Origin of the sequence: Paenibacillus sp. Soil787 (assembly GCF_001429545.1) — a bacterium.
Classification (GTDB): Bacteria; Bacillota; Bacilli; order Paenibacillales; family NBRC-103111; genus Paenibacillus_E.
The window spans coordinates 21,195-46,501 of record NZ_LMSP01000014.1; the positions used below are offsets into that span (position 1 = coordinate 21,195).

Genomic DNA, 25,307 nt, shown 5'->3' on the forward strand with positions numbered 1-25,307 from the left:
ATTAGATATATAAAGAGAGTGGAGGGAGCAACATTTGAAAGCCATACAAGTCGTAACTCCGGGAAAGATCGAAATTATTGAGAAGGAAATGCCCCGCATAAACCGGGGAGACGAAGTGCTGATTCAAGTTCGCTTGGTGGGCATTTGTGGCTCCGATATGCATATTTATCACGGTACGTCGCCTGTTGCGACATATCCGCGCGTGATCGGTCACGAAATGGTAGGAGAAATCGCTGAAATCGGCTCGGATGTGAAACGACTGGCTGTCGGGGATAAGGTAGTTATGGAGCCCATCCAATGGTGTGGAAACTGCTACGCTTGCAAGTCTGGACGTAAAAATGTATGTACACAACTCGAGGTTTACGGGGTACACAAGGATGGGGCTTATCAAGAATATATTGTCCTTCCTGAGAAGATTGTCCATAAAGTAGACAGCCGGCTTGATTGGCACGAAGCGGTTTTGGTTGAGCCGTTTACGATCGGTGCCCAGGCTAATTGGCGCGGCGATGTTAAAGCTGGAGATATTGTGTTTATTATGGGTGCTGGCCCGATCGGATTGTGCGCACTGCAAGTGGCGAAGATTAAAGGGGCCGTCTGCATTATTTCGGATTTAAGCGATGATAAGCTTGACTACGCTAGGTCACTCGGCGCCGATTATGTTTTAAATCCCCAGAAGGATCATATCAATTTTGAAATCGAACGCATTACAGGTGGAATCGGTCCTAACGTGACGATCGACGCAGTTTGTACAGTCAAGACATTTGAGCAAGCAGTTGAAATTACTTCCGTTGCCGGAAGAGTCGTAGTACTCGGCTTCAGCGATGCACCTTCCCAAATTGCGCAGCTTCACATTACTAAGAAAGAATTGACCGTTGTGGGATCCCGTTTGCAGTCGGATAAGTTTGCCGAGGTCATCGAATGGTTTAACAGCGGCAATATGAAGGTCGATTCCTTCGTAACGCATCGCTTTGCGCTAGAGGATATTCATCAAGCGATTAAGCTTATTGAAACAAGTCCGAATGAGGTTCGTAAAGTAGTACTGGAAGTCGGAGGGATGCAGAAGTGAGAATGGTATTCCGTTGGTATGGGGAGGGGAACGACCCGATTCCCCCGCGGCACATTAAGCAAATTCCAGGCGTTGAAGGCATCGTATGGGCTCTGCATGATCTCCCGGCGGGAGAAGTATGGCCGGTGGAGAGAATTCGCGAAGTTAAGAAGCATGCTGACCAGTATGGTTTTCACATTGAGGTCGTAGAGAGCGTAAATATCCATGAGGATATTAAGCAAGGGCTCCCTACGAGAGACCGTTACATTGAAAATTATAAACAAACGATAAGAAATTTAGCTCAAGTTGGCGTGAAGGTGATTTGCTATAATTTCATGCCTGTGTTTGATTGGGTGCGAACGGATCTGTACAAAGAACTAGAGGACGGTTCAACTGCTCTTTTCTATGAAAAGGCGAAGGTAGACAATATGGACCCCATGGAGCTTGTTTCTAAAATTGCGGGAAATCCAAACTTCACGATGCCAGGCTGGGAACCGGAGAGATTAAAGTATCTTTCAAAGCTATTTGAAGCCTATAAAGGGATAGATGAAGAGAAGTTGTGGGAGAATCTCCAGTACTTCTTGGAGCAAATCATTCCAGTGGCAGAAGATTATGATATCAAAATGGCCATTCACCCGGATGATCCGCCGTGGTCTATTTTTGGATTGCCGAGAATTATGACGAGCGCCGATAATTTTCGAAGACTGCTGAAAATGGTAGATAGCCCGTATAACGGTCTTACGCTTTGCAGCGGTTCTTTGGGAGCAAATCCTGCCAACAATATACCTGCGATGGTCAGAGAATTCGGAGACCGCATTCCTTTTGCGCATATAAGGAACGTAAGAGTCTACGAGAATGGAGATTTCATCGAAACCTCCCACCGAGCGCAGGACGGGACCGTAGACATTTGTGAAATTGTAAGAGCTTATCATGAAATAGGCTTTAAGGGGTATGCACGACCGGATCATGGAAGACATATTTTCGACGAAGCATGCAGACCGGGTTACGGGTTATACGACAGAGCACTCGGAATCATGTACTTGTGGGGAATCTGGGATTCTTTGGAGCGGTCTAGACGGGAGGAAGCACATGTTATCGATTAATGAAAATTTAAAAGGTAAGGTAGCCGTTGTTACTGGCGGAGGCGGAGTTCTTTGCGGAGCAATGGCTAAAGAGCTCGGAAGGCAAGGGGTAAAGGTGGCTATCCTGAATCGAACGGCGGAAAAGGGAGAAGCGGTCGCTGACAAGATCAGAAACATGGGTGGTGAAGCAATAGCTATCGCTTGCGATGTACTTCATGCTGACAATGTTAAAGATGCGGAGAAGATCGTCTCCGAAACGTTCGGAACATGCGATATCCTAATCAATGGTGCCGGCGGAAATCATCCGAAAGGAATCACAACGAACGAAACGTTTAAAATGGATGATCTCACAAACAAAGAAATAACAACCTTTTTTGATTTGACGGAAGAAGGCTTCAACTATGTGTTTAACCTAAACATCCTGGGTACGCTTATCCCGACACAGGTGTTCACGAGAAAGATGCTGGGCAAAGAAGGGGCCATTGTCATAAACATGTCTTCCATGAGTGCACCAAGTCCGATGACGAAGGTTCCCGCTTACAGTTCGGCCAAGGCGGGTATTGAAAATTTCACTCAATGGCTAGCTGTGCATATGGCGGAGGCGGGTATTAGGGTGAATGCGATTGCTCCCGGTTTTTTCCTGACCGAGCAAAACAGACGTTTGCTAACAAATGAAGACGGCTCCCTAACGGAAAGATCACAAAAGATATTATCTCATACCCCTATGAGAAGATTCGGCAAACCCGAGGACCTCCTCGGAACCTTGCTTTGGTTAGCAGATGAAAATATGTCAGGCTTTGTTACTGGAATCACGATTCCGGTAGATGGCGGATTCATGTCTTATTCTGGCGTATGACCAAAAACAAAAACCCTAACGCCTCCATTCGGAGACGCAAGGGTTTTTCGTAAATCAATGGCTACCTTCTTGCATTCATCGCCTGCTGCTTGTGTTCGATAAGGTTGGGAGCATCTTTAAATCCTTGACCATGGATGAATTGCAAATTGGACATGCAGGACTATCAGCGAATGAAAAGTTATCTCTCATCCAGCATGAGCACTGTTCGGTGCTGCAGGTCCAGATGCTGGTTTGCTCCTCGGGGACAGGTTCCAACGATTTCTTTGAAAAGTACAATCGAACTCCTCCTTGTCATAGTAGACTCAGACTCGCAAGCAGTTAAAGCAATATGTGGTGAAGGACTACAGCTTGACTACATTTTCAGCTTGCGGTCCGCGGTTACCTTGAACAACTTCAAACTGTACGCTTTGGCCTTCATCCAAGCTCTTGAAGCCTTCCCCAGTAATAGCGCTGAAGTGAACGAAGACATCCTTGCCGCCTTCCATTTCAATGAACCCAAAACCTTTTTCTGCGTTAAACCATTTAACCGTGCCTGTTTCCATGTATACAAAAACCTCCAACAATAATTTGTGCCTGCGCTCCTGTTTCCGAAGATCGCGTAGATCCCGACAGCTTGTTAACGCAGCTTTGATAATATATCCATTTAAAGGGGAGCTTATTCCATTTTTACTAAAAATTCATTTTTCGAGAAACCTCTCATAAAAATAAAACCCATACTTCGAACTTAAGCCCGAATATCATCTATTACGAGATGTTCCTTGCGAAAGTATGGACACCTTATTCTTTGACGTTCGGGAAATCGCCGTAAGCCGTAGTTGCAAGTTTATATCTAGTTTGCAGGGGTCATACTGGAACTATCAAACTTGCAAAAGAAGGTCGTAGTATGTCCATTTTCGATAAATTATTTCGCTCCCGCTCAATCGTCTCACAAAGCGTTTCTGATGGGTCATCCTCAAACATGGAACAGATTTATTTGCTTCTTCAAGACAATCTCCGATCAATCAAAGAGGTGATTGGAAACAGTGATGACATCATCTTTAGGGAGTTCAGAATCGGGGGGAACGGCGGCGGAATAGATGCAGTCGTGATTTATACGGATGGGCTCGTAGACACGAAATCTGTCCAAGACTTCATAATGGAAACCCTCATGGTAGACATTCCGAACATTGATTTGAAAAATAAGGCTATTGGCGATGTCCTCACAGTAGGCGATATGCAGCATATAACCGATTTCGACACGCTATTTACCCGCCTGTTGTCCGGTAATGCGATTCTGTTGCTCGACGGATACGCGCAAGGCTTTTCTATCGGTATGAGCGGCTTTAAAGACCGGGGTGTGACGGAGGCAACCGGAGAAACGGTCATTCGTGGACCGAAGGAAGCTTTCTCGGAATCGATCCGTACGAATAGTGCATTAATCCGGCGGAAAATCAAACATCCTCATTTATGGCTGGAGACAAGACAAATCGGCAGAGTGACCAAAACCGACGTATCCATCATGTATATAAACGGCATTGTGAATGACAAAGTCGTGGAAGAAGTTCGACAGCGCCTCGATCGCATCGACATTGATGGCATTTTGGAAAGCGGGTATATCGAGGAGCTTATTCAGGACGAAAAGTACAGCCCGTTTCCAACCATGTACAACTCGGAACGACCTGACGTGATTGCGGCCGAACTGTTGGAGGGGAAAGTTGCCATCCTGGTGGACGGAACACCGCACGTTCTCGTCGTTCCGGCTTTGTGTATCTCATTTTTACAATCGCCGGAGGATTATTATCAACGCGCAGATATCGGCAGTCTTCTTCGTATTCTTCGTTTTATCGGAATCTTTATTGCCCTGCTAGGCCCATCTCTATATATCGCCATTACGACTTTTCATCAGGAAATGCTTCCGACTCAACTGCTGATTGGTTTGGCGGCCCAACGCGAGGGTATCCCCTTCCCTGCATTTATCGAAGCGATCATGATGGAAATAACATTTGAAATCCTGCGGGAAGCGGGTATCAGAATGCCAAGGCCCATAGGGCAAGCGATATCTGTCGTTGGAACATTAGTTATCGGACAAGCGGCTGTAGAGGCGGGAATCGTATCCGCGGCTATGGTCATTGTCGTATCGATTACGGCGATTTCCAGTTTTGTTGTTCCTGCGATGAACATGTCCATAGCCATAAGAATAATTCGCTTCCCGTTAATGGGGCTTGCCGCTTCCTTTGGTCTATTCGGCATCATCGTAGGGGTCATTGCGCTTGTGCTTCACATGTGCAGCTTGCGGAGTTTCGGGGTTCCTTATATGAGTCCGTTTGGCCCTTTTATCCTTGCTGACCAAAAGGATACGATATTTCGATTGCCCCAATGGGCAATGGTTTCCCGTCCGCGTTTGATTAACCAGAAAAATGTGATTCGCGAGCAAAACCACTCCCCGAAACCAGGGCAAAAATAGAGGGGTTGAGCCATGATAGGAAAGACGGGTCTGCTATTCATTTTCGTCGTCTTACTCTTATTCGTCACCGGATGTTGGAACCGCCGGGAATTGAATGATCTCGCGATCGCGGTAGCTATTGGGATCGATAAAGCGGGGAATCAATATCGGGTCTCCGTGCAAGTTGTGGATCCGGGACAAGTGGCCGCGAAGAAAGGGGGGGGTACCCGCGCACCGGTGACGATGTATNCTCTTATTCGTCACCGGATGTTGGAACCGCCGGGAATTGAATGATCTCGCGATCGCGGTAGCTATTGGGATCGATAAAGCGGGGAATCAATATCGGGTCTCCGTGCAAGTTGTGGATCCGGGASAAGTGGCCGCGAAGAAAGGGGGGGGTACCCGCGCACCGGTGACGATGTATCAGGTCACAGGAGATACCATTTTTGAAGCGTTACGAAAAATGACAACGGTTGCTCCCAGAAAAATTTATTTGTCTCATCTACGGATGCTCGTTATTCATGAAGCAGTAGCCAAAGAAGGGGTCGGAAAAGTCTTGGATTTCATGTCCAGAGATCACGAWCTTCGAACGGATTTTTTCATTGTAGTAKCGAAGRATACAAGCRCCGCAAATACACTGAAAATATCAACGCACCTGGAATCGATCCCAGCTAATCAAATGTTCTCTTCGCTCAAAACGTCGGAAAAAGCATGGGCGCCCACAGCGGCAATCACATTGGATAAACTGATAGCTGACATCGTAAGTGAAGGGAAACATCCCGTCGTAACAGGACTTCGAATAAAAGGGGAACAAGAAATAGGCGAAAGCAAGAAGAACGTGGAGGAGATTGCTTCTCCTGCTCAATTGCAGTATTCGGGACTTGCTGTGTTTAAAAAAGACAAACTGATCGGCTGGCTGAACGAAGAAGAAAGCAAAGCGTATAACTATGTCGTCNGATAAACTGATAGCTGACATCGTAAGTGAAGGGAAACATCCCGTCGTAACAGGACTTCGAATAAAAGGGGAACAAGAAATAGGCGAAAGCAAGAAGAACATGGAGGAGATTGCTTCTCCTGCTCAATTGCAGTATTCGGGACTTGCTGTGTTTAAAAAAGACAAACTGATCGGCTGGCTGAACGAAGAAGAAAGCAAAGCGTATAACTATGTCGTCGATCATGTGAAAAGTACGGTTGGCGTTTTTGCTTGCCCTGAAGGCGGAAAATTTGCATTAGAAGTCATACGCTCAAAAACGGAAGTCAAGGGTAAGCTCGAGAGCGGAAACCCCCGAATTGATGTAAACGTTCGAACAGAAGTAAATGTAGGGGAAGTGGAATGCAAGATTGATCTGACCAAGACGAAATCGATTGAAGAGTTGGAGAAGGTTGCGGAACAAAAGGCCCGTGAATTCATCGAACAGACCATTCATCATGTGCAAAAAAAATACAAAGTCGATATTTTTGGATTTGGAGAAGTGATTCATCGTTCTGAACCTAAATATTGGGAAAAAGCGAAAGATGATTGGGATCAAATATTTGTCAATCTTCCGGTTCATGTGAACGTGGATGGGAAGATTCGGCATTTAGGCACCGTGAGCAATTCTTTTCTGGAAGAAATGAAGAAAAAGGAGTAAATCGGCATGTGGGCAGTTGCAGGAATCCTTGCGGTAACCATTGCAATCATCATCATCGAAGTTCCTTCTCTTCGCAGGAGACAGTTAAGAAAGGAACTATGGGTATTTTCCATTATGCTTCTCTTTGGGGTAGGACTAAGTATTGCGAAGAGTTTGCAAGTGAAAATACCTAACCCGTTGGATTGGATTATTGTTGTTTACAAGCCGCTCAGTGATGCTCTATTAGGGTTATTGAAGTAAGGGGGGGAAAAAGATGCTGGAAAACAGCAAGATAAGCAGCCGTCAATTTACGATTTTAGTAACGCTGTATTTGATCGGTAGCGCCATCTTGATCATCCCTTCCATTCTTGCCTCGGAGGCCAAACAAGACGCTTGGATAGCGGCTTTACTGACAGTAGGGGTAGCATTATTCATCATGCCTTTGTACGTTGCGCTAGGGAGCCGCTTTCCCAATATGACCTTTGCCGAATATACGGAGGAAATTCTCGGAAAATGGTTGGGTAAAACGGTTGCTCTTTTTTTCTTAACCGCCTTTCCATTTTTTACGGCTTCCCTCACGCTTCGCAACATAGGGGATTTTGTAACAACTCAAGTCATGCCGGAAACCCCGATTCAAGCTATTCATATTATTTTTTTAGGAATTATCATTATGGGAGTGAGACTCGGACTGGAACCTCTGGCTCGTGCAGCCGAACTGTTTTTCCCAGGGGTCATCCTGCTATTTCTCCTTTTGATTGTATTTACAGCCCCACAAATGAAGCTTGAGAACATTCAACCCGTATTGGAGGAAGGGATCAAACCTGTGCTGAGGGCTGCTGTCCCCTTTATCAGTTTTCCTTTTGTCGAACCTGTTATATTCTTAATGCTCTTTCCTTATGTAAATCGGACAAAGCAGATTGGAAAAGCTTTATTTACCGGGATTTTGCTGGGGGGAATCTTCTTATTCGTCGTTACGGCTCTGACTATTCTGGTTATTGGAGTCGATCAAGCTACAAGGCAGAACTTTCCGAGTTATGTGCTGGCCAAACAAATAAGCGTAGGTCAATTTTTGGAACGTATAGAAGCCATTATGGCGGTTATTTGGTTTATCACGATTTTTTTCAGGATGTGCATTTTCCTTTATGTAGTCACTTTAGGTATTGCCCAGGCATTGAACTTAAAAGACTATCGGTTCCTAACGTTTCCTTTAGGTATGATTCTAACCGTGCTCTCCATTGTGGGCATTCCGAGTTCGACTTATCTACTGGAGTTTAATCAAAAAATCTGGCCGATTTATGCAGCTACTTTTGGCCTTTTTTTGCCTATGCTGTTGTTAAGCGCGGCTATTTTTCGGAAGAAAAGGAACAATTGATGTAAACGACTACGAAAGGGGGGGAATGATGCTGGAAAAAGGCAAAATCAGCGCTCGTCAATATACCGTACTGGTCATTCTATATACGATCGGAACCTCTATCTTGATCGTACCTTCGAGTCTTGCTACAGTGGCGAAACAAGACGGATGGATAGCCAGTATACTCGGCATAGGAGCAGGATTGTTATCGGTACTGTTATATCATGCGCTCGGAAATCGTTTTCCCAATATGACATTAGCTGAGTACAGCGAGCGAATTTTAGGCAAATGGTTGGGAAAAACGGTTTCCCTCTTATTTATTTCTTTTATTTTTCTCCTAGCATCATTTTTGCTTCGGGTTGTAGGCAACTTTATGACAACACACATCATGCCGGAAACGCCGATTGAAGTTGTTCACATCGTTTTTATAAGTGTTGTTATACTGGCGGTGCGGCTCGGACTTGAAAATATAGGCCGCGCGTCGGAAATATTTTTGCCGTGGGTCATCATCCTTTTTCTTCTTCTCGTTGGTTTTCTTTCCCCAAAAATAAAGATTGACAACATACAGCCTGTCCTTGAGGGGGGGATCAAGCCTGTAGTATTGGCCGCATTTTATTTTTTCAGCCTGCAAGAACTAGTTGTTTTTTTAATGTTATTTCCTTATGTGAATCGGACAAAAAAAGCGAGAAATGCTTTCTTAGCGGGTACATGGATCGGTGGCATCTTTGTGATTATCACTACCGTAATGTCTACTTTAGTTCTCGGCACCGATTTTACGGTTAGAAATATGTATCCAAGCTATACGTTGGCTAAACAAATAAACGTGGGGAACTTTCTGCAGCGGGCTGAAGCAATCTTGGCCGTGATTTGGCTTATTACGATCTTTTTTAAGCTGGCGGTTTGTTTTTATGTCATAGCTTTAGGTCTTGCTCAGACGCTAAAATTAAAAGACTACCGGCCTGCACCTTTTAACATAATGAGAAAAAGTTCGCTTCTTAGACGTCGTATAGAGCGAAAGAGAGCGAGCTTTTGACTTACGCAGCGAATAAATGATTGACTCTTGGTCAATTTCTACTCTATACTGGGGCTAATTGTAAGCAGCAAGACCCAACTTCATAGTTCGTATAACCTCGATAAATTCGGTTCGGGGGCTCTACTGGGAACCTAAATCCTAACTACGAACACAATATATGCTCATATATTGTGTTTGTTGTTAGGATTTTTTTGGTTTCCTCATTTACGTTGAGGAGGAAGATAGGATGGGTTCATTGTTGATTCGCAATGCAAAAGCAATTGTAACGTTGGATACGGAGGATCGTGTGCTGGAACAGGCGAATATCCTGATTGAAGACAATCGGATAGTGAAGATGGGGAAGGATCTGTATGAGGCAGACCAGGTGATTGATGCGTCCCAGATGTTCGTGTATCCCGGTCTCATTAACGTGCATCATCATTTATATCAAACGTTCACGCGTAATCTGCCACAGGTACAGAGGCTGGAGTTATTCGACTGGCTGCGTTATCTCTACGAAATTTGGAAAGGGATTACACCGGACGCCGTGTACCATAGTTCGCTTACAGGGATTGCTGATCTGATGAAGAACGGTTGTACGACAGTTTTCGACCATCATTATGTATTTCCGCAGCAAAATAGTGCCCATTTTATAGATAAACAGTTCGAAGCAGCGGAGCGATTTGGTATCCGATTCGTTGCTTCGAGAGGATCCATGACGCTTGGCAAGGATCAGGGAGGGCTTCCTCCCATGAGCGTTGTTCAGGACATAGATACGATTCTAGCCGATAGTGAAAGGCTAATTGATCTCTACCACGATGCCGGTGTAGGCTCCATGCGGCAGGTAGTGCTCGCCCCGTGTTCACCGTTCAGCGTATCCGCGGATATCATGCTGGAATCGGCGAAGCTAGCTAGGTCCAAGGGGGTGCGGCTGCACACGCATCTAGCTGAGACGAAGAACGAGGAAGCCTACACGCTCGAACGTTTCGGTATGAGGCCATTGGCATACATGGAAAGTCTGGGTTGGTTAGGACCCGATGTGTGGTATGCGCATGGAATACATTTCAACGATGACGAAATGAAGCAGCTTGCACATACCAAGACAGGAATCGCACATTGCCCGATATCGAACATGAAGCTTTCGTCCGGCATAGCCAGGGTACCCGAGATGCTTGCGATGGGGATTCCCGTAGGCTTAGCCGTTGATGGGAGCGCCTCTAACGATGGCTCGAACCTGTTAGAGGAGCTCCGGGTCTCGTATCTCTTGCACAGGCTTCAGTCAAGCAGTCAGGCTCCGACTGGCTATGATCTCCTAAAGGTTGCAACCAGAGGCGGAGCGGAAATATTGGGAAGAAGCGACATAGGCTCGCTGGAAATTGGCAAGACTGCTGACTTGTTCATGGTGCGTGTAGATCAAATTGACGCTGTGGGAACTCTGACAGATCCGAAGTCGTGGCTAGGCACAGTTGGACTCAAACGTCCGGTTGATTATACGATTGCGAATGGGAAGGTTGTCGTCGAGAACGGCAGACTGGTTGGAGCTGATGAGGAGAAATTAGCTAGAGAATGTCAAAGTTCGTTCGAAAGATTCATTCAGCAATGAGAAAAGCTCGCCCCACACCGGTCTTATAGACCGAATGAGGGCGAGCTTTTTTGGCATAGGAGCAGGCTATTCTCTTGTAATGGTTACACTGCTTGTTTTATTATCGAAACCAACCTTACAGCCAAGCTGCTCGGCGATAAAACGAAGCGGAACGAAAGTGGTGCCATTCTTCAGGACCGGAGTGCTTTCCAATTGAACAGGTGATCCGTTAACGCTCGCTGTTTTACTGTTAAGGGTCAGAATAATTGTCTTGTCGTTTAGTTCGTCTTTGACTGTGATTTGCTTTGAGTCCGCGTTCCACTTCACTTGCGCGCCAAGCCTTTCCGAAAGGAATCGAACCGGGACCATGGAAACTTGATCCTCATTGATAAAAGGATGGGAGGAATCAAATTCATAGTTGTCAGCGCCGCCTTGACTTATCAGCAAGTGAATGTCTTTTTTGGCTATTTTCAAATCATCTCTCAAAAAGGAATAGAACTTAGAATCCTTGTTGAAATATTTTAGAAAGGTATTGTTGTTGGTTGATATCTTACTTAGGTCTAATACCCCGCCAGAGGTATCAATTGCACTAGCTGTAACAGGCTTATTGATATTCCAAATTTCATTGGTGTAAGTAAATTTAAGCCCGCTGACTCCCGCGCTAACCTCTGTGAGGGGAAGTGTAAGCTCTGCATTTACTTTGCGAATCTGTTTATCGGTATCGATGAAGAAATCGGTCTTAAGTACGGTTTTATCACTCAGTAATGCCTTCACTTGGGAGTCGGGTGCGGAGGAAAGTGTATCATTCATGTTCTTGTCCCAATCGTCGAGAGCTTTCCGAAGAAATTGCTGAATGGTTGTGTAAGCAAACTCAACAGCTAACGTCTTATTATCAAGGTAAGCCATCATAAGATCTGGCAATTCAGAACTTGACCCACCTTTAGGGGGGAAAGCTTTCATCTGTTCTTTAATAACAGGCACCAATACATCATAAAGCTGACCAATCAATTCCTTCATGCCCTTTTCATCCGCGAGGATGTTCGTTAGGAATGTTTTCAGAAGGCCTACGAGTTCATTACCTTTAATCTCGATATGGGCCTTTTGCATGGAAAGAGTTTCACCATTAACAGGCTCGGACACGGAAGAGACAGAGAAATGTTCCGGATTAGGAGCATTGGTTAAGAAGAATTTGAGCAATGCAGGCAATAATTCTTCAGCTTTCTTGAATAACTGCTGCTGCAAGTCAGAAGATAGTGCTGCAGAAGGTGAGCCAGCCAAGCCAGCTTGAGCCGCCATCAGATCAAAGACAAGCGGTTTCTTAGCGCCTTCAATCTGTATCGTGAATTTGGTCCCATTTACATTGAGTTGGAAGGGGATAGATCCCTTGCTGTAAAGAGTAAGAGCACCGTCTACAGAGATGTGCTGCTTATCTTGCATTTTGATGCTCTTCAGCTCTAATTTCACATGATGCAAGATGTCAATTAACCGTTTCTCGTCAGCAGACAAGCCATCTGTGTTGCCTGTGATGATATCCATTTCAAGTGAGCCTTTGGATTCGGCGGATTGAATGGAGGCACTATTTTGAATAGCTTGTCCCAAATCCAGCCCTTGAACAGCCTGACACCCCGTTAACGCCAAAAGCATAATAACTAATGCAGTGGAAATCCACCAAGTAAATCTCTTTCTTTGCATCTACAAATCTACTCCTTAGATATAATAGCTAGTAAAAAATAGCAGTGATAGCTTATACGCAGAAAAAGAGGGAAAGATGCGCTTCGATTAGAAAAATTTAACAATGGCGTTAGATGCACCTAATAGAAAAGCTCGTTCTCAGAAGTCTTAACGACTTGACGAGAACGAGCTTTATCTTAAGCTAGCAGTAAAATAACCAATAGTTCGAAGAGGACAAGCGTTATGATTTGGTTGTATTGAGCAGGCGTATAGACGGGTCTATGCTGACCATGAGGATTCACTTGAAGGTATGCATGGTGTCCATCCGCGTTAACCAAAACACCTTCATGCGTATGTCCTTCTAACGTTGTGACACGAATAGTACGACCGATGTGAGGGTGGAGTGCACCTGCGATCATATCTCTTTTCTGCCTTAACATGTGCTGCCAATTTGGTTCTGCCTGGAAAAGAACATGAGGCCCATGATGACCAGGATGAACAGGATGAACAGGATGAACAGGATGAACAGGATGAACAGGATGAATTGGATGAACTGGATGAACTGGATGACCGGGATGAACAGGATGAACAGGATGAATTGGATGAACTGGATGAATAGGGTGATGCGATGGATTCGTATACATACGGTTTCGCTCCTTTTTCGTGCGGCTGCGCTTAGCAGCAGGCTTTTTGCCTAAGTTCACTACTAGACTATTCAGCCGCCCAAGAAAGGTGTATCGCCAACTCGTGTCCATTCGACAGGTTAGTCTCGTTTAATCGTAACTACACGCGTATCGTCATTGAAGGAAACTATGCCGCCGAGCTGCTCCGCGATGAATCGAATCGGCACGAAAGTGGATCCGTTATGGAGCGTAGCCGCACTTTCTAACTCGACAGAAGCGCCGTTGACACTTGCGATCTTACTGTCTAACTTCAGAATGATCGTTGCACCTGACAATAGGTCTTTGATGGTAACCTGCTGAAGATCTCCGTTCCAGCCAACCTCAGCGCCAAGCTTTTCAGAAATAAACCTCACAGGCACCATCGTTTTGTTATCTGAATTAATAAAAGGCTGTGGGGTATCGGATTCAGCCCCGGAAGCACCTTCGTTCAACTTCAGATTGACTTCTTTTTTCGTCACTTTTAAGTCTTCCTTGAGCAGCTTATAAAAGAGAGACTGCTTATCTAGGTTATTCAATAAGCTGTAGATAGATGAAGCTTCCATACCTACATTTAGCACACCGTCAGAAATGTCGATGGTATTCGCCGTGACCGGCTTATTGATATTCCACGTCTCACTTACGTAGGACAGCTTGAAAGCAGCAATGCCAGAGCTCGTATTCGTAAGGGGAACATTTAACACTAGGCTTTGCTTGCGAACCTGCTTATCGGCGTCAGTGTAAATATCTGCTTGAAGGGCTGATTTGCTGCTAAATAAATCCTGAATCGGCAGGATGCCATGCTCGCCCGAAGCATCTCCAGCAATCATTTTATCTAAGGAAGCAGCTGTGTTCTTCAAGAAATCTTGAATAGGCGGATAGACAAGTCCAACGGCTAACTGTTTATTGCTTAAGATTTTTAACGAAAAGTCGGTAGATCCGCCCTTGATTTGCTCTTCAATAATAGGTGAGAGGGCATCGTACAATTGGCTGATCAGATCTTTCAATCCTGCTTCATCAGCGAGAACATTACTCAGCAGCTTTTTGAGAAGGGAAGCCAGTTCCGTGCCGCTAAGCTCGATATGCGCTTTTTGCAAAGAGAGGGACTCGCCGTTCACTTTGTCCGTGACAGGTGAGACGGTTATGTTCGATGGATTAGGCGTATTAGCTAAAATAAGTCCAATAATCGCAGATTTAATTTCCGCAATTTTGTTGCCAAACTGCTCTTGAACGGCTGTAGGTAACAGCTTCGTAAACGATAAATTAGAACCTCCTAAGACATCGAAAACAATCGGTTTCTTCGCACCTTCGACACTCAAAATGAACTTGGTGCCCTCGGTGGCAAGTTTGAAAGGAATTGTGCCTTTACTGTATGTAATCGTACCATCTGCCGAAAGGTGCTGTGCATCTTGTGTTTTCACATTGGTGAGATCGATTTTCACGTTTTGCAGAGCGGTTAGTGCCTTCTGCTCCTCAGCGGATAGCTTCGAATTGTCGCCGGGCACAAACTCGAGCTGCAGAGTGCCTTTGGATTCTGCGGACTTCACGGCCCAGTCATTCTGGATGGCCTCAGCAAGGTCTAATCCTTGCACAGCCTGGCAGCCTGATAAAGTAAACATCATTAGAACCATTGCGGCGGAGATCCACCAAGTCAATTTCTTTTTGTACATGTGATAATCTACTCCTTAGGTTTAATAAAAATAGTAAAAGACGTCCAATGATTATACGCGAAATAAAGCGGAAGGATTCGCTGTTAGAAGTAAATTTTTCTGAGCGAAACCTTTTATTACCAAATTCGTCTATATTTATGAGGCCTAACGGGTACAAGGTAAATTTGCTGAAGCAAAAATCCTAGGAGGTAATTGTCTATGATGACGTTGTTTGCCATATGTTTCTTTGTAGGCCTTGTACTTACCGTACTTGTTACGTTTTTTGGCGGCGATTTCTTTGAGTTTCATGTGGATCACGGGGCTGGCCATGGCCATGGTGGACCGTCTTTTTTTAACTTATCTTCCATTTTAGCTAGTTTGACGGTGTTTGGCGGCATGGGGTATATGCTCAATCAAGTTGGGATGACGAGTAGTTTGCTCATTCTGCTTATCGCGATTGGTGCTGGTCTTGTCGTAGGATGGCTCTTCTTTCTTCTCTACGCCAAAGTTATTTATAAGCATGATCACAGCATGAAAGAGAGCGATTTTGATCTGAGTGGTCAGTTAGGGAAGCTGTCTGTGCCGATTCATGGGAAGGGTATGGGCGAAATGATGTTTGTGCTGCATGGCACTACGCGCTCTATCAGTGTTCGTTCTGAGAATGGGGAATCCATTCCGAAAGGGACGAAGGTCGTTGTTCTGCACATGAATAAGGGGATTGCGACGGTTACGAGGTTTAACCAATAATAGCAGCTGCAATTAACTACTGGGAGGTTATGCGTTTATGTTGGGAATTTTGTATACGGTTGTTGCGATTGTAGTTGTCGTTTTTATCTTACTGGCTTCCATTGTGAGAGCGTACAAGAAAGTGCCGCCGAATGAAGCGATGATTGTGTATGGTTTAGGTGGTAAAAGGGTCGTACAAGGCGGAGGGACGTTCGTCATCCCTGGTTTTCAAAGCTTCAAAACGATCTCCATGATGCTCATGAGCTTCGATGTGAAGCCGGATCAACCCATGTTTTCTCAGCAGGGCATACGGCTCAAGATTGAGGCGGTGGCTCAGATCAAAATTCAAAGTGATCCAGTCGCGATCGGCACTGCCTCGGAGCAGTTTCTTGACCACACACTGTTAGAGCGGGAAATGATGATTTTGCATTCGGTAGAAGGGCATCTTCGTGGGTTGGTCGGGCAGCTGCCAGTTGAATCTATTCTCAAGAATCCGGATGAACTCAACAGCAAGATGAGAGAAACGTGCTCGGAGGATTTGGATAAAATGGGGCTGAGCCTCATCTCCTTCGTGCTCAAACGGGTGGCCGATGATCAAGGCTACATTGAGAATCTGGGTGTGCCGGAAGTGGAGCGTATCCGCAAAAGTGCCAGTATTGCCAGAGCTGAAGTGGAGCGGGATATCCAAATTCGTCAGGCAGATACGGAGAAGGAATCCGCGATTCGTCGAGCGGAAGCTCATCAGTTAAAGATTGAGGCGGAGAGCGCCGCTTCTGCGAAAGAAGCGCAGTACCGCAAAGAGCTCAGCATGAAGGAAGCGGAGTTCAAGCAGGAAACGACAAGCCGTCAGGCAGAAGCGGACTTGGCTTATGAGTTGAAGCAGAAGCAAATTCAACAGTCGCTCGTAACGGAACAGGTGAAGATCCGGCAGATGGAAGCGGAGGCGAACAAGACAGTTCGCCAGATTGAAGTCGAGTTGAAGGCGAAAGAGCTCGAAGCGTCGGTTATTAAGCCGGCTGAAGCGGAGAAGCTAGCGGCCATTATGCGCGCCGAAGTCAATAAGCAGAGGCAAATTCTCGAGGCCGAGGCGGATGCCGAGTCGACGAGAAAACGCGGCGAAGCGACGGCCGAAGCGGAACTCGCCAAAGGGAAAGCGAATGCGGAAGTCGTTCGCTTGGCTGGGCTTGCGGAGGCTGAAGCGCTGGAGAAGAAGGCGGAGGCCTACAAGCAGTATACACAGGCGGCGGTTACGGTGGAGATTCTTCGCATACTGCCGGAATTGGCTGAGAAAATTGCGGCTCCGCTGAGCAATGTCGATAAAATTACGGTGATTTCACAAGATGGAACGACATCAGGCGTGAATCGGATTACAGGCGATATTGCCAAAATGATCGCGCAAGTACCGGAGATTACACAGACGCTAACGGGCAAAAGCGTGACGGATCTTGCTCGTGCATTTCTAGGCAAGGATAATGAACTTATTTTGAACAAGGAATCGGAATAACGTGAATGAATTATTTAAATGAGTACCGTAAACGAGCAACGTCCTCGGCTTCCAGGCTGAGGATTTTTTTTATAGGGAATTATGTAAGCTGCTGATTCGTGGATAAGTGGTGTAAAAGGAACTGAGGGGGGGGGGATGAATGAGTGAACGTGAATGCAGAGCAGAAGATGAGAGATGCCAAAGGAGCGGCGAAATACAAAGGAAGATACTTGGCAAGACCAGCCATAGCGGATGCAGAATCGTAGTTATGACGGGGAGAGTTACCGTGAACGATTAGAAGCGATTAACCGCGATCCCCTGGGATGTCCTCGTTGCAAGCAAAGAATGCTACTGGTGGTTATTTGGTATGCCCAGAAGTAATGGAACGGTGGTAAGAAAGGTAAAGCTGAGGGTTAGATAAACCCTCGGCTAGAAGTGTTTATTCTCCCGAAGGTTCTTTTCAGAAACAGCTTGGAGGCCTCGCGTTTGCTTGAACCATTGGATTTTATCCAATGGTTTTCCTATTCAGGCTTAACAATGACATCTTACATTGGATTATTTCCAATCGAACTGCTTCTAAATGCTAATATTCATGGAAAATGTTGGTTTCTATTGGATTTTCTCCAATGAAAGTTGGATATCCAGAGCCTGAATTGATATTCTATTGGATTTTCTCCAATGTAATTCAGAGACCACGCAGCTTGAAGATCCAGTTTGTTCTTAAAATGTTTTAGATTTAAAGCGCAATTTGCTGAATTGCTATACAATGAGAAAAACACTAGATTTCGCCGTAATGATCGATAGCTTCAAAGAAATGAGGACTCTACATCGTGCAGATATACAGAAAGTTTCTACGGAATTTATTGCTAAATTATATAATGGGCTCTGGGATTGCGGTTGTTGTGGTAGGCGGAGTCATAATTTCTACAACACTAACGATTTCGAATGCTGAAATGGTGCGCGTATTCTTCATTATGATCACCTCGCTATGCGTGATGATGCTTGCTGAAATCACGGTGTTTCGTAGGCACATGAAGCCGATTCGCCAGATGCTGGAGCGGGAGACTCCGGATTTGGCAACCATCCGAGAAGCCTATTTACAAACGCACCGGTTTCCAGCGCTTTCGGTGATGCGGATCATGGGACCGCACTTTCTTGGCTTATCGATCCCTGCTATGACGATGGCTAGCATCGGGATTGCGCGAGGTTGGTTATCTCTTCCGGCTTTTTACATTGGACTTGCCGGTATTGGGGCGGTTCTTGTTGCTAGCATGCACGCTTTACTTGAGTTCTTCACGACTGCTCAGGCCATTAGGCCGGTGCTCATACATATACGGGAATTGGGACAGCGCCTTTACGGTGAAGATGTATCCTTGGATGGACGAGTCATCGTTTCGATTCAACGAAAATTTCAGCTAAGCGCTTTTCTAATTGGAACTATGCCGCTCTTTCTGTTCAGTCTAGCAACTCAAATTCGCTTGATTTCAGAGTCCTCGGAAATGACGGTCGATTATTGGAAATGGGCAGGTATTATTTTACTGCTTGGAGTCGGTTTTTCCTCCTTAGGGGCGTACATGCTGGCAAGAGACATCCAGCAGCCAATTGGAGATTTATATAGGGCAATGAAAGAAGTCCAATCTGGCGACCTGCAAGTGAGAGCCTCAGACTTATATTCAGATGAATTTTCGCAGCTTGTTGCGGGCTTCAACCACATGGTCAAGGGTCTTGAAACACGTGATAAAATGAACAACCAACTGCTGCAGAGCTACTATTCCACATTAGCTGCTGCACTAGATGCTAGGGACGCCTATACAGCAGGTCATTCGACACGTGTCGCCAAGTATTCCTTGCTGATTGGACAAGCTGTAGATCTGAACGAGCAGGAGCTCGATCTATTGAACAAGACCGCCCTGCTGCATGATATCGGTAAAATTGGTGTGCGCGACGACGTGCTGCTGAAGGAAAGTCGGCTCACCGACGAGGAGTTCGAGCAAATCAAGCTGCACCCCGTGCTTGGTGAATCGATTTTGAAGCAAATCGAGCCCGCTGAGGCTATGGCGCCTTTGCTTCCAGGCGTGCGCTCTCATCATGAGCGCTATGATGGCCGCGGGTATCCGGATGGCCTGAAGGGCCTGGATATCCCTATGTTCGGCCGCATCATTGCGGTGGCCGATGCCTTCGATGCCATGACCTCCGATCGTCCGTATCGGAAAGGGATGCCGGCCCGGAAGGCACTGGCCATTCTCGCTGAGGGAAAGGGGACCCAGTGGGATCCCCGATTCGCTCAAAGGTTTATTGATGTTTATAAGGTTTAAAGAAGGAAAGGTCTCACAGCCGCAGGAACTGCGGGTTGTGAGGCCTTTATTTGTAGATAAGACTTCCATGCCGCGTTGCGGCACCACGGATGAATGGAAATTTTGTCCATACTACTACTATGGCTGGCGAAGGTAGGTCGCACTTTCTTGGTGTTCCGAACCCGTAGATAAGAGACGGGCCACAACGACCCGGTGCATCGCAGATTGTTGCTCCTTCGGGAAGCCGCAGGGCAGAATAACCTTTTTTGGTAGTTGCACCAGCCTTAATATATGCACAGTCTTAAGGAGAACCAATCGTCACTGAAGGACGACGGAGTCGTTTATCTTTGGCCGTGTGGGAAATTGAGGAAATTATGCAAGGTGCCGATTTGTGGATAAGTGGTGTAAAATGAAAAACGGAAATGGAAGGGATACATGTTGAGGGGCAATTCCACGGGGACGTGAATACAGAATTATGGATATCCTCTAAAACCTAAAAGGACCTTCAGGGTGATTTTCCCAGCAGCTCCTTCTACCAAGTAGCCAAACAATAATTGTTCATCCACCTGTGAACATATTCTCTTATATTTGTTTATCCCAAACTCAAACTCAACACGAACCGGCATCACCAGACTTTAGCGGAACGTAGATGCTTTATTTTTCTCAAAACCGCGTAATTCACGTTTTCGCGGAACGAGGAGCCTTTATTTCACGCTTTCGAGGTGGAAAAACCGGTAAAACGCCAAAATAGAGTACCTACGTTCCGCGTGAGGGTCCCGCATCGACATAATCACCGAAATAACGAATCCTCGTTCCCCTCGATCTCAAGATTTGCAGCCTAAATGTTCGAAATTCACTACACAGAGTTTCGCTTTCAAGCCAACCTATAATCCACAGTGGATTTGACCACTTTTTTGGTACCACTTTAAAAGAAAGCATAAGTTTCGGATCAGACGTTGAAGGTTCCCATTTACTAATCATCTCGCAGCGCTCGCGCTAGTGAAACCCCGCAGAGAAGTCCAATTCGGCCTTCTCAGATCCAAACCCAGACCTATCGCGCGGAAAAGGCGGCTGARAGGTCCCTTTGGGCCCTCTYGCAGCGCTCGCGCTAGCAAACCCCCGCCGAGAAGTCCAATTCGGCCTTCTCAGATCCAAATCCAGACCTATCGCGCGGAAAAGGCAGCTGAGAGGTCCCTTTGGGCCCTCTYGCAGCGCTCGCGCTAGCAAAMCCCCGCMGAGAAGTCCRATTCGGTCTTCTCAGATCCAAACCCAGACCTATCGCGCGGAAAAGGCAGCTGAGAGGTCCCTTTGGGCCCTCTYGCAGCGCTCGCGCTAGCRAAMCCCCRCCGAGAAGTCCGATTCGGCCTTCTATGTTGGGGTGCTTTGGATGTATAGATGGCTGTTTCAGGAGCGGCGCTTTATGATTTGAATAGCGTGTCTGTACTTTGAATTCTTCTGACATTCATGTAGTTCATTTCTTTTGATATTCCCTCAAGTCAATTTGAAATAGTTTAATAAAATGCTTTTATGTTATTTAATATAACATGAAAGCGTTTTTTATATCGTATTAAATTAACTTATTGTTCGTATATTACATAATTTAACTATAGTTTATTTGTAAAAGCGAACAATCGTCTAATTGAAATAACAAAATGTTCGTATAAATAAGGAGTATTTGTTTGTTAAACTAAGTGGAGTTGCAAATTTTTGTTGAAAAATACGAATTTCTGAGGTACATTATTAGTAATTGTTCGTATGTTAGATAATTTAACGTAAAAAATGCACTTGTAACGGAAATTAAAGAATTAATATATTAACTAACATTTAATGTGACAATAAAATCGATACAGGAGCGTGAATCACAATGAAGAAAAAAATTGTTATGGTAGGAAACGGAATGGCTGGAGTCAGTTGTATCGAGCAAATGCTAAAGCTTGCGCCGAACCGCTACGAAATTACAATCTTCGGAAGCGAACCGCACCCGAACTATAATCGCATCCTGCTTTCGTCGGTTTTGGCCGGAGATGCCGATATGAAGGACATTGTTATCAACGACTGGTCCTGGTACGAAGAGAATCACATCACATTGTATACGGGGCATACGGTTAACAAAATTGATACGGAACGCAAGCTCGTAAGATCGGACGGGGGTATCAGCGTCCCTTACGATGAACTGATCATTGCGACAGGATCGCTGCCGTTCATGCTTCCACTGCCTGGTGCGGACAAAGAAGGCGTCATCGCCTTCCGGGATATCAAAGATTGCGAGACGATGATTGAAACTGCTAAGAAATACAAGAAAGCGGTCGTGATTGGCGGAGGGCTTCTCGGTCTGGAGGCAGCGCGTGGCTTGCTAAATTTGAATATGGAAGTATCGGTTGTACATATAAACGAATACTTGATGAATCTACAGCTAGACAGAACAGCTTCTCTCTTGCTGCAGCAAGAATTGGAACGCCAAGGAATGAAGTTTCTGTTAAAGAAAAACAGCGAATCGATACTCGGGAAAAAACGTGTTACGGGGCTTCGTTTTACCGACGGATCAGAAGTTGAAGCGGACCTAGTGGTCATGGCCGTGGGGATTCGCCCTAACATTGCACTTGCCAAAAGCAGCGGGATTGAGATTAATCGTGGTATTGTCGTCAATGACCTTCTCGAAACGAACGTGCCTAACATCTATTCCGTCGGCGAATGTGCCGAGCATCGCGGTGTAGCGTACGGCTTAGTCGCTCCGCTCTACGAGCAAGGCGGGGTGCTTGCTAGACGGCTCGCAGGCATAGAGACCGCTGGTTATCAAGGCTCCGTTGTATCGACCAAGCTGAAAGTATCGGGCGTGGACGTGTTCTCCGTAGGTGAATATGCAGATAAACCTGACACCCGTGCCGTACGCGTGCAGGATGATTTCGCAGGCATATATAAAAAGGTCGTCATTAGAGAAGGCAAAGTCATCGGCGCGGTCTTGTTCGGTGACATCAGTGACGGCTCTCGCCTGTTTGCGATGATTCGTAATGGTGAAGATGTGACAGGCAAAGAAAAGACAGTGCTCCTCGGTGAAGGAGGAGGTCAGGCGAAATCTGGTGTAGATTTGGTTGCGTCGATGGGCGATGACGAAATTGTTTGCGGCTGTAATGGTGTATCCAAAGGCGCGGTCGTTCAGGCTATTCAAGAAAAAGGCTGCTCAAGCATCAATGAGATAAAAGCGTGTACCAAAGCTTCTGCTTCCTGCGGTGGCTGTAAACCGTTGGTAGCTGATGTGCTCACATACGTACTCGGCGCAGACGGTGTGAAAACCGTGAAAGAAGGCATATGCGGCTGTACGACACTCGGACGTGATGAAGTGGTGGAAGCGATCCGCGGTATGAGATTGACGACATCGAAGGAAGTCATGAATGTACTGGAATGGTCGAACACAGAAGGCTGCTCCAAATGTCGCCCTGCGCTCAACTATTATCTTGCCATGGTATGGCCGGAAGAGCATGAAGACGAAAGAGAATCCCGCTTTGTGAACGAACGCAATCACGCGAATATCCAGAAGGATGGCACGTACTCTGTCGTTCCGAGAATGTATGGGGGTGTAACGACACCCAAGGATCTGAAAAAAATCGCAGAAATCGCAGAGAAATACGAAGTGCCGCTCGTGAAAGTGACAGGTGGTCAGCGTATCGACTTGCTTGGCGTGAAGAAGGAGGACTTGCCGGGCATGTGGGCTGATCTCGATATGCCGTCAGGCTACGCGTACGGTAAGTCGCTGCGTACTGTGAAAACGTGCGTAGGCTCGACGTTCTGCCGCTTCGGAACGCAAGATGCTATCGGCATGGGCATTCAGCTTGAGAAGAAGTTTGAGCGTCTGGGCACGCCGGCGAAAGTTAAAATGGCCGTATCGGGCTGTCCCCGGAACTGCGCGGAAGCCACGATTAAGGACTTTGGTGTTGTGGCGATTGACGGAGGTTGGGAGCTGCATGTCGGCGGTAACGGAGGCACGAAACTCCGCGGAACCGATTTGCTGTGCAAAGTGAAAACGGAAGAAGAAGTACTGGAATGGTCCGGCGCTTATCTGCAGTACTATCGCGAAACAGGGAAGTACAACGAACGGACTGCCGAGTGGGTAGAACGTGTCGGTTTAGATACAATCAAAGCTGCGCTGGAGAGTAAAGAAGACCGCGCCGCTCTAATAGAGCGCATTGAGAAGGCGCTGGATCTGATGAAAGATCCTTGGAAAGAAATCATTGAACAGCAAGAGCTGCGCAAGACATTCGTTCCGATGGAAGAACAGTCGGCAGAGTCTATTTTGAAATAGAGGGGATGAGACATATGAAACGAGTTCACGTTGGGAACATTTCGGAAATTGTGGAAAAAAGATCGAGGGTTGTTCGGATCGGCGCCTTAGAAATCGCGATGTTCAAGCTTTCGGGTGGTGCTATCAAAGCCATTGAGAATCGCTGCCCGCACAAAGCGGGTAAGCTTTCCGAAGGCATCGTGTGCGATCATCACGTATTTTGCCCGCTGCATGACTGGAAGATCGATTTGCACGATGGCGTCGTTCAAGCGCCGGACGAAGGGTGCGTAACGGCTTTCCAGGTGGAAGTGGATGAGAGCGGAGATATGTATCTGCATATTGCAGAGGAAAGTATCTTGGTATCCTAACCGAGGAGAGTGCCGTAATTATGCGATCAAATGGATCTGCCCTTGCGCTAGGGTTATCAACAATGGCTATGATGGCTTCGTTTGTCATTTGGAGTTTATTTTCTCCGATTGCCGGACAAATTCAGGAACTGTTTCATCTCAGTACTATTCAAAAAAGTGTGCTGATCGCCACGCCGGTTTTGCTAGGATCTATCTTGCGAATCCCGATGGGGATTTACACGGATCGCTTCGGCGGTAAGCGGGTATTTGCATCGACGATGCTGTTTCTAGTGATACCTCTGCTGCTAGCAGGATGGGTCCATTCTTATTGGCTTCTGCTGCTGTGTGCACTGTTTATCGGGATGGCTGGGACGACTTTTGCCATTTCCCTAACGTATGTATCCAGATGGTTCCCGCCGGAGAGACAGGGTCTCGTGCTTGGATTAGCCGGACTGGGCAACTTGGGCGGTGCAGCGGCGAGTTATACGTTACCCTTCGTTTTTAACAGTTACGGTTTGCAATGGGTGTTTTGGAGTCTAGCGATCATGATTGTGATCATAACGGCGATCTTTTGGATCGGAACGAAGGATTTGCCTGCACCGACTAAGGTGAAGACGTTCAAACAATCAATGGTTGTGCTTAAGGAACCATCGACGTGGTATTTATCTGCTTTTTATTTTCTGACATTCGGCGGTTTCGTTGCTTTCAGCGTCTACTTGCCAACATTTCTCAAAGATTTGTTCCGGTTGTCAGCAACGGAAGCGGGCGTGAAAACGGCTGGGTTTGTTGTTATTGCCACGCTAATTCGCCCCTTAGGCGGATATTTGGCGGACCGCATCGGTTCACGCAGAGTTCTGGTGGTTGTGTTTGCAGGAATCATCGTCGCTTCGCTTGCTATGGCGGCGTCCTTGCATCAATTTACCGGGTTTAGTGTGAGCTGTCTGGCTGCAGCCACCTTACTCGGAGTAGGGAACGGGGCTGTGTTTAAAATGGTTCCGGAAGTCTCCTCAGGCAATACGGGAGCGGTAACGGGTATCGTTGGCGCCGCAGGCGGTGTGGGTGGTTTTTTTCCGCCTATCGTACTCGGAATTATTAAAGATTTGTCAGGCGCATACACGCTTGGGTTCATCATGCTTATGCTCTTTGCATGCGTTTGTCTTTATATGAATCATGCGACTAAACGTATGGTAATCAACAAACAGGGCGCGACAGCAGTTTAAGTAGGGAAGAACCCTTAGACGG

The 25,307-nt window shown here is 46.3% G+C and carries 21 protein-coding genes, 2 pseudogenes and 1 riboswitch; of the genes and pseudogenes, 18 read left to right on the forward strand and 5 right to left on the reverse strand.

Going from position 1 to position 25,307, the window contains the following annotated elements:
• Nucleotides 1-34: 34 nt before the first annotated feature.
• The 3 genes and pseudogenes from ASG93_RS16595 (at nucleotide 35) to ASG93_RS16605 (ending at nucleotide 2,983) form a co-directional block, all read left to right on the forward strand.
• Entirely contained in the window at nucleotides 35-1,066 is a 1,032-nt protein-coding gene (locus tag ASG93_RS16595; protein ID WP_056833677.1) for a zinc-binding alcohol dehydrogenase family protein, read from the forward strand.
• Nucleotides 1,063-2,159 (forward strand): annotated as a pseudogene (gene uxuA / locus ASG93_RS16600) (mannonate dehydratase). The gene ASG93_RS16595 and the pseudogene uxuA overlap by 4 nt, the downstream one beginning before the upstream one ends.
• A complete protein-coding gene (locus ASG93_RS16605) occupies nucleotides 2,135-2,983 on the forward strand; it encodes an SDR family oxidoreductase (RefSeq protein ID WP_056833679.1) in 849 nt (282 codons plus the stop codon). Before uxuA ends, ASG93_RS16605 begins: the two are co-directional and overlap by 25 nt.
• A gap of 75 nt (nucleotides 2,984-3,058) precedes the next feature.
• On the opposite strand, the gene ASG93_RS34195 is transcribed toward ASG93_RS16605, so the two are convergent.
• Together ASG93_RS34195 and ASG93_RS16610 are read right to left on the reverse strand one after the other, a co-directional pair.
• A complete protein-coding gene (locus tag ASG93_RS34195; RefSeq protein ID WP_082562262.1) occupies nucleotides 3,059-3,259 on the reverse strand; it encodes a cold-shock protein in 201 nt (66 codons plus the stop codon).
• Between the two features lie 65 nt (nucleotides 3,260-3,324).
• A complete protein-coding gene (locus ASG93_RS16610; RefSeq protein ID WP_029196201.1) occupies nucleotides 3,325-3,525 on the reverse strand; it encodes a cold-shock protein in 201 nt (66 codons plus the stop codon).
• Between the two features lie 416 nt (nucleotides 3,526-3,941).
• Here ASG93_RS16610 and ASG93_RS16615 point away from each other — a divergent pair, with 416 nt between their 5' ends.
• The 8 genes and pseudogenes from ASG93_RS16615 (at nucleotide 3,942) to ASG93_RS16650 (ending at nucleotide 10,981) form a co-directional block, all read left to right on the forward strand.
• Entirely contained in the window at nucleotides 3,942-5,426 is a 1,485-nt protein-coding gene (locus ASG93_RS16615; RefSeq protein WP_235550869.1) for a spore germination protein, read from the forward strand.
• A 12-nt stretch (nucleotides 5,427-5,438) separates the two neighbouring features.
• Nucleotides 5,439-5,654 (forward strand): annotated as a pseudogene (locus tag ASG93_RS16620) (Ger(x)C family spore germination protein); the annotation flags it as partial.
• Between the two features lie 37 nt (nucleotides 5,655-5,691).
• On the forward strand, nucleotides 5,692-6,360 hold a 669-nt coding region (locus ASG93_RS16625; protein WP_235550875.1), incomplete at its 3' end, for a Ger(x)C family spore germination protein.
• Between the two features lie 19 nt (nucleotides 6,361-6,379).
• Nucleotides 6,380-7,036: a Ger(x)C family spore germination protein gene (locus ASG93_RS16630; protein WP_235550876.1), complete on the forward strand. Its 657-nt coding sequence runs from the start codon at nucleotides 6,380-6,382 to the stop codon at nucleotides 7,034-7,036.
• Between the two features lie 6 nt (nucleotides 7,037-7,042).
• Nucleotides 7,043-7,276, forward strand: a complete 234-nt coding sequence (locus ASG93_RS16635) for a hypothetical protein (RefSeq protein ID WP_056833683.1) — start codon at nucleotides 7,043-7,045, stop codon at nucleotides 7,274-7,276.
• Nucleotides 7,277-7,289: 13 nt separating this feature from the next.
• Nucleotides 7,290-8,387, forward strand: coding sequence for a GerAB/ArcD/ProY family transporter (locus ASG93_RS16640; protein ID WP_056833684.1), 1,098 nt, complete (start codon nucleotides 7,290-7,292; stop codon nucleotides 8,385-8,387).
• Nucleotides 8,388-8,412: 25 nt separating this feature from the next.
• Nucleotides 8,413-9,399, forward strand: coding sequence for a GerAB/ArcD/ProY family transporter (locus ASG93_RS16645; RefSeq protein ID WP_235550870.1), 987 nt, complete (start codon nucleotides 8,413-8,415; stop codon nucleotides 9,397-9,399).
• A gap of 67 nt (nucleotides 9,400-9,466) precedes the next feature.
• A riboswitch (purine riboswitch) is annotated at nucleotides 9,467-9,564 on the forward strand.
• 61 nt (nucleotides 9,565-9,625) lie between these two features.
• Nucleotides 9,626-10,981, forward strand: coding sequence for an 8-oxoguanine deaminase (locus ASG93_RS16650; protein WP_056833686.1), 1,356 nt, complete (start codon nucleotides 9,626-9,628; stop codon nucleotides 10,979-10,981).
• 66 nt (nucleotides 10,982-11,047) lie between these two features.
• Here the strand turns inward: ASG93_RS16650 and ASG93_RS16655 are convergent, their stop codons facing one another.
• Together ASG93_RS16655 and ASG93_RS36380 are read right to left on the reverse strand one after the other, a co-directional pair.
• Nucleotides 11,048-12,652: a copper amine oxidase N-terminal domain-containing protein gene (locus tag ASG93_RS16655; RefSeq protein ID WP_056833687.1), complete on the reverse strand. Its 1,605-nt coding sequence runs from the start codon at nucleotides 12,650-12,652 to the stop codon at nucleotides 11,048-11,050.
• A 176-nt stretch (nucleotides 12,653-12,828) separates the two neighbouring features.
• Nucleotides 12,829-13,050, reverse strand: a complete 222-nt coding sequence (locus ASG93_RS36380; RefSeq protein ID WP_235550871.1) for a hypothetical protein — start codon at nucleotides 13,048-13,050, stop codon at nucleotides 12,829-12,831.
• A 32-nt stretch (nucleotides 13,051-13,082) separates the two neighbouring features.
• On the opposite strand from ASG93_RS36380, the gene ASG93_RS36385 reads away from it, so the two are divergent.
• Nucleotides 13,083-13,250 (forward strand): hypothetical protein, encoded by a 168-nt coding sequence (locus tag ASG93_RS36385; RefSeq protein ID WP_235550872.1) that lies wholly within the window; start codon nucleotides 13,083-13,085, stop codon nucleotides 13,248-13,250.
• A 144-nt stretch (nucleotides 13,251-13,394) separates the two neighbouring features.
• On the opposite strand, the gene ASG93_RS16665 is transcribed toward ASG93_RS36385, so the two are convergent.
• Nucleotides 13,395-14,960 carry a copper amine oxidase N-terminal domain-containing protein gene (locus tag ASG93_RS16665; RefSeq protein WP_056833689.1) on the reverse strand — a complete coding sequence of 522 codons (1,566 nt, stop codon included), beginning with the start codon at nucleotides 14,958-14,960 and terminating at the stop codon, nucleotides 13,395-13,397.
• 198 nt (nucleotides 14,961-15,158) lie between these two features.
• Here ASG93_RS16665 and ASG93_RS16670 point away from each other — a divergent pair, with 198 nt between their 5' ends.
• The 6 genes from ASG93_RS16670 (at nucleotide 15,159) to ASG93_RS16695 (ending at nucleotide 25,285) form a co-directional block, all read left to right on the forward strand.
• Complete coding sequence (locus tag ASG93_RS16670; RefSeq protein ID WP_056833690.1) at nucleotides 15,159-15,686, forward strand: NfeD family protein; 528 nt, start codon at nucleotides 15,159-15,161, stop codon at nucleotides 15,684-15,686.
• Nucleotides 15,687-15,723: 37 nt separating this feature from the next.
• Entirely contained in the window at nucleotides 15,724-17,169 is a 1,446-nt protein-coding gene (locus tag ASG93_RS16675) for a flotillin family protein (protein WP_029196197.1), read from the forward strand.
• Between the two features lie 809 nt (nucleotides 17,170-17,978).
• On the forward strand, nucleotides 17,979-19,463 hold the full coding sequence (locus ASG93_RS16680) for an HD domain-containing phosphohydrolase (RefSeq protein ID WP_056833691.1): 1,485 nt from the start codon (nucleotides 17,979-17,981) through the stop codon (nucleotides 19,461-19,463).
• Nucleotides 19,464-21,306: 1,843 nt separating this feature from the next.
• Nucleotides 21,307-23,739 carry a nitrite reductase large subunit NirB gene (gene nirB, locus ASG93_RS16685; protein ID WP_056833692.1) on the forward strand — a complete coding sequence of 811 codons (2,433 nt, stop codon included), beginning with the start codon at nucleotides 21,307-21,309 and terminating at the stop codon, nucleotides 23,737-23,739.
• A gap of 14 nt (nucleotides 23,740-23,753) precedes the next feature.
• The gene (nirD, locus tag ASG93_RS16690; RefSeq protein ID WP_056833693.1) at nucleotides 23,754-24,086 is read left to right on the forward strand and encodes a nitrite reductase small subunit NirD; all 333 of its coding nucleotides are present in this window, start codon (nucleotides 23,754-23,756) and stop codon (nucleotides 24,084-24,086) included.
• Between the two features lie 20 nt (nucleotides 24,087-24,106).
• Nucleotides 24,107-25,285, forward strand: a complete 1,179-nt coding sequence (locus tag ASG93_RS16695; RefSeq protein WP_056833694.1) for an MFS transporter — start codon at nucleotides 24,107-24,109, stop codon at nucleotides 25,283-25,285.
• The last annotated feature ends 22 nt before the right edge of the window (nucleotides 25,286-25,307 follow it).

Coding starts and splice junctions, on each gene's coding strand:
- ASG93_RS16605 (WP_056833679.1), top strand. CDS start 2,135: ATGTTATCGATTAATGAAAATTTAAAAGGTAAGGTAGCCGTTGTTACT.
- ASG93_RS16610 (WP_029196201.1), bottom strand. CDS start 3,525: ATGGAAACAGGCACGGTTAAATGGTTTAACGCAGAAAAAGGTTTTGGG.
- ASG93_RS16615 (WP_235550869.1), top strand. CDS start 3,942: ATGGAACAGATTTATTTGCTTCTTCAAGACAATCTCCGATCAATCAAA.
- ASG93_RS16635 (WP_056833683.1), top strand. CDS start 7,043: ATGTGGGCAGTTGCAGGAATCCTTGCGGTAACCATTGCAATCATCATC.
- ASG93_RS16640 (WP_056833684.1), top strand. CDS start 7,290: ATGCTGGAAAACAGCAAGATAAGCAGCCGTCAATTTACGATTTTAGTA.
- ASG93_RS16645 (WP_235550870.1), top strand. CDS start 8,413: ATGATGCTGGAAAAAGGCAAAATCAGCGCTCGTCAATATACCGTACTG.
- ASG93_RS16650 (WP_056833686.1), top strand. CDS start 9,626: ATGGGTTCATTGTTGATTCGCAATGCAAAAGCAATTGTAACGTTGGAT.
- ASG93_RS16655 (WP_056833687.1), bottom strand. CDS start 12,652: ATGCAAAGAAAGAGATTTACTTGGTGGATTTCCACTGCATTAGTTATT.
- ASG93_RS36380 (WP_235550871.1), bottom strand. CDS start 13,050: ATGATCGCAGGTGCACTCCACCCTCACATCGGTCGTACTATTCGTGTC.
- ASG93_RS16665 (WP_056833689.1), bottom strand. CDS start 14,960: ATGTACAAAAAGAAATTGACTTGGTGGATCTCCGCCGCAATGGTTCTA.
- ASG93_RS16670 (WP_056833690.1), top strand. CDS start 15,159: ATGATGACGTTGTTTGCCATATGTTTCTTTGTAGGCCTTGTACTTACC.
- ASG93_RS16675 (WP_029196197.1), top strand. CDS start 15,724: ATGTTGGGAATTTTGTATACGGTTGTTGCGATTGTAGTTGTCGTTTTT.
- nirB (WP_056833692.1), top strand. CDS start 21,307: ATGAAGAAAAAAATTGTTATGGTAGGAAACGGAATGGCTGGAGTCAGT.
- nirD (WP_056833693.1), top strand. CDS start 23,754: ATGAAACGAGTTCACGTTGGGAACATTTCGGAAATTGTGGAAAAAAGA.
- ASG93_RS16695 (WP_056833694.1), top strand. CDS start 24,107: ATGCGATCAAATGGATCTGCCCTTGCGCTAGGGTTATCAACAATGGCT.